Below are 12,593 nucleotides of genomic sequence, written 5' to 3' on the forward strand. Positions count from 1 at the left end.
AGTACGGTCCGGTATTTTTATTTAAGTTATATTATCTTCTTTTCTTCTTTTTTGAAGATACAACTTGTGTATTCTTTGGTTGTTTCGTACGCTCATTCTCTTCGTGCGCTTCGATTAATGGTGCAATTTCTTCGTGCACTTTCTTCTTGTAGAACTTGTTTCCTAACCAAGTCTGTAACACTAAGAATGCTCCACCTACAGCCCAATATAATGGTAATGCTGCAGGAGAAATGGCTGACATCCAGACAATCATAATTGGCGAGATAAACATCATCATGCGCATCTGTGCTTTTTGTTCTTCTGGTATGTTCTGCATAGAAACGTAAGCTTGTAATGCGTATACAATACCTGCGATAACTGTCATCGCGATATCCGTCTTCGTTAACTCAAACCATAAGAAATTCGGATACTGTGTGATGCCACCTTCAGTTGGATACTTCAATACATAGAATAATCCAGTGACGATTGGCAATTGAATTAATAATGGTAAACATCCCATGTTTAATGGGTTAATACCATTTTCTTTGTATAATGCCATCATTTCCTGGTTTGCTTCCATCTTCTCTTCTTGCGTGCGCGCACGCTTTACTCGTTCTTGAATCTCTGTCATCTGCGGCTTGATTAAAGCCATTTTCTCACGCATAACGCTTTGGTTCTTATATGTTTTCATCATAAATGGGAAGAGCGCTAAACGTACGATTAATGTAATCGCAATAATCGCAAGTCCGTAGTTATGTCCCATATGCGCCCCTAACCAGTGAATTAACTGGTCTAAAGGATGCACAAATGTATCATAGAAAAATCCATTACGGTTTGATTCTTTTGAATAGTCACAGCCAGATAAAATTATCGCTGCAGTAAATACTAGGAGCCATATCGACTTCTTTTTCATTTTTTCACCTCATAATATTATTCACATAGAGGTTATTTTATCATAAATCTAGGTATACATAAACAAAAACCATGATATTTTACTTTTTACTTATAATACTGTAAGTAATCTGTAACAACTTGCTTAATATCACTGCTTCTTGTAATAGATGAAATGGTAGAGATACCATCTGCTCCTGAAGCGATAATCATTTCACAGTTGCTACTTGTTATTCCACCAATTGCTACAATTGGAATGTCTTCATCATGGAGACGCATCTTACGTATCAGTTCAATACCACCGGGCTTTTTCGCATCACTCTTACTACTTGTTTCATATACAGGACCGACACCTATATAGTCCACATGTGTTAAATCTGACTGATCATACTCTTCAAAATTACCGACAGACAATCCTATGATTTTTCCGTGGAAGTCATCGATGATATTTTCTATCTTTTCATCACCCTGTCCAAGATGAATACCGTCTGCATCAATTGCTTTAGCAAGTGCAACATCGTCATTGACGATAAATGGAACTTTATAGTCTTTACATAGCTTAAATAAACGTTCAGCAAGTAGTTGTTTCTCTTGCCCCATCTTTGCTTTCGGACCTTTCTCTCTAAACTGAAACATTGTAATTCCTGCTTCAAGCGCTTCCTTTAGCACACGTTCTAAGTCACCGTCAGGAACGTCAGAAGTCCCTGCAATGAAATATACATGAAGCATCTCTCTTTTAAACATAAGCTACACTTCTTTCACACGTGATTCCTTTGCTATATCATCTTGTTGAATTAAATAGAGCTGATCTATTAAATTCACAGCAAAATGTCCTGGCAAGGTCCCATTAGCACTGTGCTCAGCACGTTCTGCCGCAATCGTATAAGTCGCAATTGCTTCTGTTAATAATGCTAATGAAGGTTTAGTTTCATTATATATGAAACTTGCAACAACTGCTCCTAATAAACATCCTCCTCCTGTGACTTTCGTCAGGAGCGGTGTCCCATTTTCCACTAAAGCGATTTGTCCATCCTGACAGATTGCATCAACCGCACCGGTTACGATAATCGCAGTATTGAACTTATCATATGCTCTTCGCGCAACGCTTTCAGTCGATAGCGATTGATCTGCATCTGTCCCTTTCATTGTGGCATCTTCTGTTAATGCTGCAAGCTCTGACGCATTCCCACGAATGACACTAATATGATGCTCGTTCAGCAATTTTAAGCAGAAGTCTTTACGAAACTTAGATGCACCACAAGCGACAGGATCAAGTACGAGAGGTACATGATGTTTATTTGCAAATGCAGCCGCTTGTAACATGTTTTCCTTATCCCCTTCTTCAATTGACCCTATATTGATCAGTAACGCACCAGCATACGCTAAAAACTCATCCATTTCTTGACGTTCTGTCGCCATCGCAGGGCTTGCACCAAGTGCGAGCAGACCGTTCGCTGTAAAGTTTTTGACGACATCATTCGTAATACAGATGATCAACGGGTTGTCTTTACGAAGTTGAGTGAGTTTTGTCATTATTCAACCTCCTGAAACTTAAAGTGATTTACTGGGCCCTGGCCATGACCAATTCCAGGAGTGTACTTAATGGCCATATCCATATAGCGCTTCGCTAATCGCACAGCATCTTCTATACTCTTCCCTTTGGCAAGTTCTGCTGTGATAACAGCTGAATAAGTACAGCCCGTGCCATGTGTGTGCTTCGTATTATAACGTTCTCCAGGCAAAGTAATTAATCCCGTCTTTGTGAAGAGATAATCTGTCGCATCTCCCTTTAAGTGTCCACCTTTGATAAGTACGCTTCGAGAACCAATTTCATCGATAAATATTTTTCCTGCACGTGAGATATCTTCTTCTGATTCCACCTTCATTTCAACAATTTTCTCTAGTTCAGGTATATTTGGTGTCACCACTGTCGCAATATCCAGTAATTTTGTACGCACAGCATTTTGACCATTTTCATCAAGCAACAAATCTCCACTTTTAGCCACCATCACAGGATCTATGACATACGGGACGTTATAACGTTCTATATACGGCCTCACCACGTCCATCACTGCACTTGTTGCTAACATCCCTGTCTTTACTGCATCCGGAACAATGTCTGAATATACACTTTCAAGTTGTTTCTGTATAATGTCCACAGGCTGGTTAAAGACATCCTGCACGCCTAATGTATTCTGTGCAACAAGACTTGTTACTACACTCATCCCGTATACGCCGCGTGACTGAAAGACTTTCAAGTCTACTGTCGTCCCAGCACCTCCTGTAGGATCGGTTCCGGCAATCGATAATGCTGTTTTCATCAATAACCCTCCCATGTTTCAATGTTATAGGACATATTAAAGAAGCGCTTCTCATGAATACAGCTTTCAACAAAGTTCTTTCTTAATATATTTAGTTCTTCATCAGAAGCTGTTTCACTGAACTCATCTACCCAGCGATCTAAATGACCGATAAGCTCATCCATATTTGTACAATAAAAGTCGACCCAAGGTTTTAGCGGATTACCTTCCAGGTCATTACGTTCAGCAATCTTTAGTGCCAGCTGCTGATAGACATATGGACAAGGTGCCATCGCACATATTGTAAAGCTCGCATCACTATAGCGGTAGGCATTGTAATACATATGCTTAATATAATGATCACTTGATGGATACCATTCTCCTTCTTCAATCACTGTCTTATAATCAACACCTGCATAGTCTGCTAATGTATAGTGCGCATCCACTTCACCATTCATAACAAAATCGATTTGGCCGAGTAAGAACTGAATTCCTTCTCTATCATTTAGTTTCGGAATAAGTAAGCTATATATCTTTGCAAACTCGTTTAAATATAAACTATCTGCCTTTAAGTAATGTTTTACTGCTTCTTTCTTTAGATTCCCATGAATAATACCTTGAATAAACGAATCATTATAAATGGATTCAATAATCGGTTCTACTTCTTTTTTCAACTGTCTCGTAAACACGTTATCCCTCCTAAAAATAAAAACCTATCTCCTGATAGGAAATAGGTTAAATACACATAACGGGTACTTAGCACAACTTTCCTACGCCGGCATTATCCGGATCAGGTGAAGGGTTCGGCAAAAGCCGTCTCAGCGCAAGGCACCCCTAGTGTGTATATTAATATTAGTGTAACGAAGTTAATGGATTAATGCAAAAAAAGAACTTCAAAGTGAATACACCTTGGAGTTCTAATATCGTTACTATAAACGTGCCCCACATACCGGCCACGGCTGCGCACCGCGCATATTGTATAGAATTTGAGCACGTTTCGTTTGCTCTGCTGCAGAAGCTTGGTGTGGATAACCACTTCCACCGACACCACGCCATGTCTGTAAATTGAACTGATACATTCCATAGTAGCCATTTCCTGTATTAATTGATGGATTGCCACCAGATTCACATCTTGCTAATGCTGCCCAGTTTAATCCGTTGTTCACACGAACAGCCGGTGCTTGTGTCCTTGTCGTAGTCACACGCTTTGTCGTCGATGCTTTATAAACAGTCTGTCTTACTGGTGCTTGGTATGCTGACTTAGCAACAGCACGTTTAACTGGTGCTTGATATGCTGTTCTTGTAACGGGTGCAGCTGCTACAGCCGGTCCATTAACCTTCAATGTACGTCCAGCAATAATTAAATCTGAATGCAAACCATTCCATGCTTTAAGCTGCGCAACAGATACACCGTAACGTGATGCAACCTTGCCCAAAGTATCTCCAGGAACGATGCGGTAATATGAACCTGTAGTTACAGGTGCTGTGTATGCAGATTTATATGTTGATTTATAAGTATTTCGTTTTGTTGTATTCTCATTAATATTTAATACTTGATTCACATGAATTAAGTTAGATCTCAATCCATTCTCATGCTTTAATGCTTGAACTGACGTCCCATAGATTTGAGAGATTTTCCATAAAGAATCCCCACTTTTTACTCTATATTGTGCTGCATCCGCTTGAGTCGCTGCAAATGTTCCACCTACTGCAAATACTGTCGTTACCGCTAAAAGTTTTTTCATCTGGAAAAGTCCTCCTAAAGATTATCTACAATTTTAATACGTTAACTACATTAAAATTTCATATTTCATAGGTTGCAACAATATAAAAGATTAAGTGTTATGTTAAATTTCTGACTAATTAATACGCCGTTGACCACTGAGAAGCTCCAGCAGTTTGATATAATATTCTTGCACGTTTCCATTGTTCTTCAACTGAAGCATTTGCAGGATTTCCTGTTCCACCTACAGATGCCCATGTTGATGGTGAAAATTGGAATAATCCGTAGTATCCAGATGCATTAACAGCATTAGGGTTGCCACCTGATTCACGTTGTGCGATAACGCGTAAATGTGCATCCATTGATGAATTTCCAGCAGGAGCTGCTTGCTGTACTGGCTTTTGTGCTGCTTGTTGGACCGGTGCTTGCTCTACTGGCTTTTGTGCTACTTGTTGGACCGGTGCTTGTTGCACTGGCTTTTGTGCCACTGGTTGCGCTACTTGCTCTTGTGCTACTTGTTGGACTGGTTGCTCTACTGGTTGTTGTGCTGCCGGTTTAGCTGTTTGCTCTGGGGCTTTGACGACCGGTGCTTGATACGCCACTGGTTGTTGTACAGTTACTGGTGCTTGCTGAGCAGCTGTTTGCGTAACGATTTGTCTTTTTTCCTCTTTATCAACAACAATCAGTTTACCTACTTTAAGATTTTTATTTGTTTCAATATTGTTCCATCTCTTTAAATCTGCAACTTTAGTATCAAACTTTTTAGCGATCTTCTCTAAAGTGTCTCCTTTTTGGACTTCATATTTACCTTTAACTAACACTTCTAATTTTTGATTCGGTAAGATGATATCTGATTCTATTTTGTTAATTTTTTTAATTCTTTCAACTGTAGTGTCATATTTATCTGCGATTGACCAAAGTGACTCCCCATAAGTTACTGTATGTTCTTTTGCATCTGCCTGTGCTGAAATTCCTGTAGCTAAAATTGCCATTCCTGTAAGTGCAGTAATTTTTTTCATTGTGAGTGTTGCCTCCGATAATTTTCTTAATTTATATTAATAATTATATTTGTCTTTTATTGAATGATATAAATTTAACACGTATTGATATTTCTTTGGTTACAGGAAGATGATTTATAATTACAAATATATTACAAAAGCATATCAATTTAACATTGAACCCCCCAGTAGCGTTCAGCACAGCGCTACTGGGGGGTATGGGGTGTATTTGAATGAGGGTTAAATGTGAGTAATGAAATGGTGTTAAAATGGTGTACTGGAGTCTGTCACATCTGATACAGATGTATTTTCTGTTTGATTGCCGTCTTCTTGAAGCTCTTCTTCACTTTCAGCTGACACATCTTTTTGATCTTCATTGTTTGTTGCAACTTTAATAATCTCATCTGCCTGAGCAGCATACTCACTCGGTGTCTTTTCTTCTCCACCTTCTATACCAAAAAGTTTACTATTCCATCGTTCTTCTGCAGTAGACTGAATAAGCTGCTCTGTACCTTTCACAATAAGATTCTGAGCTACTTTATCTTTAATTTCATCCGGTAAGCTGTTCCATACAGCATCCGACCTTGATTCATTCTTCTCTGCTTTATTTGCTCCGATATTTGGTAGAAACTTAATATTTTCAACTAAAATTTCAGTAGAATAATGCGTCTTTCCTTCTTTCTCGTAACGATTGCTATGGAATTGACCTGTTATACAAACAAAACTTCCTTTACTACAATATCTTCCTATATTTACAGCGGTCTTGTTAAATGCTTTGCACATCAAAAAATCCGTCGAACGCTCACCATTTTTAGAAACTCCTCGATCAACTGCTAAAGAAAAAGTAGCGATAGTCGTATTATTTGCTACTTGTCGTAACGATGGATCCTTTACTAAGCGTCCAGCTACAATCGCTTTGTTTATCACATCTTCACCTCCTTTCCCATAAACTATAGAGCAAAAATTAAACTTTGAAAAACTGCAGTAATTTAAAAATTGTATAGAAATCTATATAATTTTTTAAAAACTGAGCAAATATATTAAAAAACATCTTAAAATTAACTTAATTTTTTAAATATTGTAATTTGAAAAATTTATTCAAAGAATTATAATAGATAATGGAGGGATATACATGAAAACGTTCAAAGCAATTCGATTTCAGCTCGTTGAAGATGAAGCGATTAAGGAATACACGTTGTATGATGGGGTAATAATAAACAAAGAAAATAGCGGGACAGGTTGGCTACTTGAAATATTGATCGATGAAATTCATCTGGAGACGATGGAAACCTATATGCACAACGAAACTATTCTTGATACACGTATAGTTATTACCCGTGCCTCCAATGACCCTGCAATGTTTGAATCTACAATTAAGGACATTCAGAAGTTGAATGATAAGATTTCTGTAATCTTCGAATGCCATATTTACACGTTGAGACAGACATATGCAGAAAAGCTATTAGAGCAATTGGTAAACGAAGGTTTATCTGGCCAGGCTCTAATTAAAGCATTTAATAGAAAGATGCAGTCAAAACCAAAATTAAAAGATGAAAATGAATAATAAATAAACACCCGAACGATACAGAAATACCATCGCTCGGGTGTTTTTATTTTACTGTTCTAACTAACCTACTTGTCGATAATCGCAAAGCTGATTTCACAGCTACAAGCGAGCTTATCTCCGACTTTCGCCGTAGCGGTACCTTTACCAATAGGACCTTTAACACGTGTCATCTCAACGGATAACGTTAACGTATCTCCAGGCGTGACTTGAGATTTAAAACGACACTTATCAATCCCTGTAAACATTGCAAGTTTTCCTTGATTCTCTTCTAGTTTCAACATTGCAACTGCACCGACTTGTGCCAGTGCTTCTACTATAAGAACACCAGGCATTACTGCGTATTCAGGAAAATGTCCTTGAAAGAAAGGTTCATTACCGCTTACTTGTTTAATTCCCGTACAACGTTTACCCTCTTCCAGTTCGGTAATACGATCGATTAATAAAAATGGATAACGATGTGGAATAATCTTCTTAATTTCATCAAAAGACAATAAAGTTTCCATTAGCTGTCACTCCCAGTAAGTTCTTTAAGATGTTGCCATGTAGAAGGTTTAAATATATCAATCGGTGAGTGGAGAATGCCATATCCAATCATCATTCCAACTATAAATAGTACAATCATTAATGCAAATATAATGGATAGTGTAATATAAATTGGAACAGTACGGTGAACAACTTCTGTTTCTCCGATTTTACTGACCTTTTGTTTATAAATAGGCTGTTTAAACTTCATAATGCATACGCTCCTAGGCTTTGATTAATTGTTTTGTATCACCTGTGCGTTCGATTTCTGCGCCAAGATTGCGAAGCTTCTTATGGAAATCAACATAGCCTCGGTCCAGGTGATGCAGTGCAGTTACTTTAGTATAGCCTTTTGCAATAAGACCTGCAAGAACAAGTGCGGCGCCACTTCGTAAATCCGTAGCAGCAACATCGGCTCCTTGTAATGTACTATTGCTAATATAAGCAATTCGCTTATCCACTTTAATTTGAGCATTCATTTTCTGGAACTCTGTCGCATGCATAAAGCGATTTTCAAACACAGTCTCGTTAACACTACTATTACCTTCTAGTGATAACATGAGCGCCATCATCTGAGCCTGCATATCCGTGGGAAAGCCAGGGTGCGGCATTGTCTTGATATCAATTGCTTTAAGATTCTGTTCTACAGACAGATGAATTCCTCTCGTATCAATCTCAATATGGCATCCAGCTTCTTTCAGCTTTGCAATAAGTGCATGCATATGCTCATATATTGCACCTTCAACATACACATCACCACGTGTGATTGCTGCAGCTACTAGGAAAGTTCCCGCCTCAATGCGGTCAGGAATAATCTCATGCTTCGCTCCCGTCAATGTCTCTACACCATATACGGTAATCGTATCTGTACCAGCACCTTGAACGTTAGCACCCATCTGGTTTAAATAGTTTGCGAGATCTACAATCTCTGGTTCACGCGCGACATTACCAATAACAGTCTTTCCTTCTGCTAAAACAGCAGCCATTAAGATATTTTGCGTCGCTCCGACACTCGGAAAATCCAGGTAAATATCGGCACCTTTCAGTCTGTCTTTAACAGTACCAACTAAATAACCATTTTTCTGCTCAATAATTGCTCCTAATGCTTCTAACCCTTTAAGATGTAACTCAATAGGTCTTGAACCAATCGCACATCCTCCAGGCATCGCAACTTCCGCATACCCAAACCTTGCAAGCAATGGTCCAAGCACAAGTACACTGGCACGCATCTTACTTACAAATTCATATGCAGCTTGTGTTGAAAGTTCACCACGTGCATCAACTACTACTTTATTTTGTTCAATATTTTTTTCTACTTTTGCATTTAACCCTTCTAATACTGCTGAGATTGTATCTACATCAGACAAAGCAGGTACATTCATAAATTCACTAACGCCTTCAGACGCTAACAATGATGCTGTCATGATAGGCAATACAGCATTTTTTGCTCCTTCGACTTTTACGCGCCCTGATAATCTGTGTCCGCCTTTTACTATAATTGTATCCATTATTTCCTCCGAATTTCTTAACTTATCTATACAAGTATTTTATACCATTTACCCTACAATTACATCATTTATACATTAAAATAATATAAATATCTGATTTGTATATTTAATCAAGTCAATGAGAAAATTAGTGATAAGATAACCTAAAGACATACTTAAACCGATAAAGAGCATCTGAATCTCTTTAGTACGGTTCTCTTTAAACCACTGCTCTGTTCTTACTGCCTGCAAACTATTAAATACAACTCCCGTAATCCCAATATAAAGTACTATATATGTTAAAGCATAAACATTCATAAGCTACTCCTATGTAAAAAAGGAGCAAGACAATTGTCTCACTCCTTTATTTATTATCTAAACTTCGCGACTTCAATACGGTTAATCGCGCGGTGCAATGCACGTTCTGCACGATGGAAATCAACATGTGCTGCTTTATCTTCATTAAGACGTGCTTCTGCACGCTTTAATGATTCCTTTGCACGCTCAATATCAATTCCCTCAGCTTGTTCTGCAGCTTGTACTAACACCGATACTTGTTGTGGACGAATTTCAGCAAATCCTTCAGTTACAGCAATGTAGTCTTTATCATTGCCTGACTTCGTCACACGAACAGCACCAATCTTAAGTGGTGCGACTGTAGGAATATGTCCAGCCATCACACCCATTTCACCTGACTCAGTCTGTAGAACAATTAATTCAGCTTCAGTTTCTGAGTATATTGATCCATTAGGAGTGACTATTTCAATTGCTAATTTATTCATAGTTTCTTCCTCCTATGTTTATACTTCTACACCCATGCCTTTAGCTTGCTCTAAAACTGCTTCAATGCCACCTACTAAACGGAAAGCATCTTCAGGAATATGGTCATATTTACCTTCTAGAATTGCTTTGAAGTCCTGAACCGTTTGTTTAACTGGTACGTAAGATCCTTTTTGACCTGTAAACTGTTCAGCAACGTGGAAGTTTTGTGATAAGAAGAACTGTATACGACGTGCACGTGAAACAGTCTTTTTATCTTCGTCAGATAATTCATCCATACCTAAGATTGCAATGATATCTTGTAGCTCACGATACTTCTGTAATGTTGCTTGTACTTGACGTGCAACTTCGTAATGCTCTTCACCAACAACGGCAGGCGTTAATGCACGAGATGTTGACGCTAATGGGTCAACCGCTGGGTAGATACCCATCTCAGTTAATTTACGTTCTAAGTTCGTTGTTGCATCTAAGTGAGCGAATGCAGTCGCTGGCGCCGGGTCAGTGTAGTCATCGGCTGGTACGAATACCGCTTGAATCGATGTAACTGATCCTACGTTTGTTGAAGTGATACGCTCTTGTAATTGTCCCATTTCAGTTGCAAGTGTTGGTTGGTAACCAACGGCTGATGGCATACGTCCTAAAAGGGCAGATACCTCTGAACCTGCTTGCGTAAAACGGAAAATGTTATCGATGAATAATAATACGTCCTGACCTTGTTCGTCACGGAAATATTCAGCCATTGTTAAACCAGATAATGCTACACGCATACGTGCACCTGGTGGCTCGTTCATTTGTCCGAATACCATGGCTGTTTTCTTAATAACACCTGAATCGCTCATTTCGTGGAATAAGTCGTTCCCTTCACGTGTTCTCTCACCAACTCCAGCGAATACTGAAATACCACCGTGTTCCTGAGCGATGTTGTTGATTAATTCTTGAATTAATACTGTTTTACCTACACCGGCACCACCGAATAGACCGATTTTACCACCTTTGATATATGGTGCTAATAAGTCTACTACTTTAATACCAGTTTCCAAAATTTCAACTTTCGTTGATAACTCTTCGAATTTAGGTGCTTGTCTATGAATTGGATCACGACGTACAGTACCATCTAATTCAGGTTCTAAGTCAATCTTTTCTCCTAATACGTTAAATACGCGACCTAATGTTGCGTCACCAACTGGTACAGAAATCGGTGCGCCAGTATCAGTGACTTGCGCTCCACGTTGTACACCGTCAGTAGAGCTCATTGCGATTGTACGTACTGCATCATCACCTAAATGAAGGGCAACTTCTAATGTTAACTTTGTAGTGTTACCTTCTCCACGTTCGATATCTAAAGTTAAGGCATTGTTTAACGCTGGTAATTGACCATGTTCAAAGCGAACGTCAATAACCGGACCCATAACTTGGATTACGTGACCTACTGCCATGTTTATTCCTCCTAAGTGTTATTCTAATGCGGCTGCTCCACCAACAATTTCAGTAATTTGCTGAGTAATCGCGGCTTGTCTCGCACGGTTATATTGTAATGATAAATCATCGATTAGTTCTTTTGCGTTATCTGTTGCATTCTTCATTGCAGTCATACGTGAAGCATGTTCACTTGCTTTACCGTCTAAGATAGCACCGTAAATCAGACTTTCTGCATATTGTGGAAGAATGACTTCTAAAATTGCATCTTTGTCTGGTTCAAATTCATAGTTAGAGAGTTTCGATTCTCCTGAAACCTCTTCCTTAGATATTGGTAAGATCTTACGTTCATGAACTTCTTGCTCAAGTACGCTGATAAAATGACTATAATGCATATAAAGTTCGTCATATTCTCCAGTTTCAAAACGAGATACTGCTGTGTGAGTAATATCTTTAATAGATTTGAAAGATGGTTGATCTGATAATCCAATAATTTGGCCTTCAACGTTATAGTCTCTAGCACGTAAGAAATCATACCCTACTCGGCCGATAACTAATATGCCGTATTCAGCTGGATTATTATTATGACGTTCCTGAATTTTTTGCGTTACACTTTTTAAAATGTTTGCATTGTATGGACCTGCAAGGCCTTTATCACAAGTTATGACTAAGTAACCTGTCTTTTTCACCGGACGTTTTTGAAGCATTGGATGGTTTGCATCTGAGTTACTTCCGCCAATAGAGGTAACTGCATCCTGCATCTTCTCCATATATGGATAGAAGCTTTTTGCATTCTCTTCAGCGCGACGTAATTTAGAGTTTGAAACCATGTGCATTGCCTTAGTGATTTGACTTGTTTTCTTAGTCGAATTAATACGGCCTTTTATGTCTCTTAATGAAGCCATTTTGTCACCACCTTATGATTAATTT

16 protein-coding genes and 1 riboswitch are annotated in these 12,593 nt (G+C 38.6%); of the genes, 1 reads left to right on the forward strand and 15 read right to left on the reverse strand.

Translation table 11 applies throughout. The features are described from left to right. Positions 1–31: 31 nt before the first annotated feature. From yidC to QNJ52_RS07000, 8 genes are all read right to left on the reverse strand, one after another. Complete coding sequence (yidC, locus tag QNJ52_RS06965; RefSeq protein ID WP_219493153.1) at positions 32–892, reverse strand: membrane protein insertase YidC; 861 nt, start codon at positions 890–892, stop codon at positions 32–34. A gap of 86 nt (positions 893–978) precedes the next feature. Next, the gene (thiE, locus tag QNJ52_RS06970) at positions 979–1,614 is read right to left on the reverse strand and encodes a thiamine phosphate synthase (protein WP_283722181.1); all 636 of its coding nucleotides are present in this window, start codon (positions 1,612–1,614) and stop codon (positions 979–981) included. A gap of 3 nt (positions 1,615–1,617) precedes the next feature. After that, the gene (gene thiM, locus QNJ52_RS06975; RefSeq protein WP_283722182.1) at positions 1,618–2,403 is read right to left on the reverse strand and encodes a hydroxyethylthiazole kinase; all 786 of its coding nucleotides are present in this window, start codon (positions 2,401–2,403) and stop codon (positions 1,618–1,620) included. Continuing rightward, complete coding sequence (thiD, locus tag QNJ52_RS06980; protein ID WP_283722183.1) at positions 2,403–3,191, reverse strand: bifunctional hydroxymethylpyrimidine kinase/phosphomethylpyrimidine kinase; 789 nt, start codon at positions 3,189–3,191, stop codon at positions 2,403–2,405. Before thiD ends, thiM begins: the two co-directional genes overlap by 1 nt. Next, positions 3,191–3,859, reverse strand: a complete 669-nt coding sequence (tenA, locus tag QNJ52_RS06985) for a thiaminase II (protein WP_283722184.1) — start codon at positions 3,857–3,859, stop codon at positions 3,191–3,193. Before tenA ends, thiD begins: the two co-directional genes overlap by 1 nt. 61 nt (positions 3,860–3,920) lie before the next feature. Beyond that, positions 3,921–4,016: riboswitch (TPP riboswitch) on the reverse strand. A gap of 83 nt (positions 4,017–4,099) precedes the next feature. Next, positions 4,100–4,915, reverse strand: a complete 816-nt coding sequence (locus QNJ52_RS06990; protein WP_283722185.1) for a LysM peptidoglycan-binding domain-containing protein — start codon at positions 4,913–4,915, stop codon at positions 4,100–4,102. A gap of 118 nt (positions 4,916–5,033) precedes the next feature. Further along, on the reverse strand, positions 5,034–5,912 hold the full coding sequence (locus QNJ52_RS06995) for a LysM peptidoglycan-binding domain-containing protein (protein ID WP_283722186.1): 879 nt from the start codon (positions 5,910–5,912) through the stop codon (positions 5,034–5,036). 243 nt (positions 5,913–6,155) lie between these two features. Continuing rightward, positions 6,156–6,818 (reverse strand): single-stranded DNA-binding protein, encoded by a 663-nt coding sequence (locus QNJ52_RS07000; protein WP_219493163.1) that lies wholly within the window; start codon positions 6,816–6,818, stop codon positions 6,156–6,158. 205 nt (positions 6,819–7,023) lie between these two features. Here QNJ52_RS07000 and QNJ52_RS07005 point away from each other — a divergent pair, with 205 nt between their 5' ends. Further along, on the forward strand, positions 7,024–7,455 hold the full coding sequence (locus QNJ52_RS07005) for a YwpF-like family protein (RefSeq protein WP_219493164.1): 432 nt from the start codon (positions 7,024–7,026) through the stop codon (positions 7,453–7,455). Positions 7,456–7,523: 68 nt separating this feature from the next. Here QNJ52_RS07005 and fabZ read toward each other — a convergent pair whose 3' ends face one another. The 7 genes from fabZ to atpG all read right to left on the reverse strand — a co-directional run bounded on the left by fabZ (position 7,524) and on the right by atpG (position 12,568). Further along, the gene (fabZ, locus tag QNJ52_RS07010) at positions 7,524–7,961 is read right to left on the reverse strand and encodes a 3-hydroxyacyl-ACP dehydratase FabZ (RefSeq protein ID WP_219493165.1); all 438 of its coding nucleotides are present in this window, start codon (positions 7,959–7,961) and stop codon (positions 7,524–7,526) included. Then, complete coding sequence (locus QNJ52_RS07015; RefSeq protein WP_219493166.1) at positions 7,961–8,191, reverse strand: DNA-directed RNA polymerase subunit beta; 231 nt, start codon at positions 8,189–8,191, stop codon at positions 7,961–7,963. The genes fabZ and QNJ52_RS07015 overlap by 1 nt, the downstream gene beginning before the upstream one ends. A 13-nt stretch (positions 8,192–8,204) precedes the next feature. Beyond that, on the reverse strand, positions 8,205–9,488 hold the full coding sequence (gene murA, locus QNJ52_RS07020) for a UDP-N-acetylglucosamine 1-carboxyvinyltransferase (RefSeq protein ID WP_283722187.1): 1,284 nt from the start codon (positions 9,486–9,488) through the stop codon (positions 8,205–8,207). Between the two features lie 75 nt (positions 9,489–9,563). Then, the gene (locus tag QNJ52_RS07025) at positions 9,564–9,785 is read right to left on the reverse strand and encodes a DUF1146 domain-containing protein (protein WP_219493168.1); all 222 of its coding nucleotides are present in this window, start codon (positions 9,783–9,785) and stop codon (positions 9,564–9,566) included. A gap of 53 nt (positions 9,786–9,838) precedes the next feature. Beyond that, complete coding sequence (locus QNJ52_RS07030) at positions 9,839–10,249, reverse strand: F0F1 ATP synthase subunit epsilon (RefSeq protein ID WP_219493170.1); 411 nt, start codon at positions 10,247–10,249, stop codon at positions 9,839–9,841. A gap of 18 nt (positions 10,250–10,267) precedes the next feature. Continuing rightward, on the reverse strand, positions 10,268–11,683 hold the full coding sequence (gene atpD / locus QNJ52_RS07035) for a F0F1 ATP synthase subunit beta (protein ID WP_015912256.1): 1,416 nt from the start codon (positions 11,681–11,683) through the stop codon (positions 10,268–10,270). Positions 11,684–11,701: 18 nt separating this feature from the next. Continuing rightward, positions 11,702–12,568: an ATP synthase F1 subunit gamma gene (gene atpG / locus QNJ52_RS07040; protein WP_219493172.1), complete on the reverse strand. Its 867-nt coding sequence runs from the start codon at positions 12,566–12,568 to the stop codon at positions 11,702–11,704. Positions 12,569–12,593: the final 25 nt, after the last annotated feature.

Origin of the sequence: Macrococcus sp. S115 (genome assembly GCF_030067655.1) — a bacterium.
In the GTDB taxonomy this organism is placed as follows: domain Bacteria; phylum Bacillota; class Bacilli; order Staphylococcales; family Staphylococcaceae; genus Macrococcoides; species Macrococcoides psychrotolerans.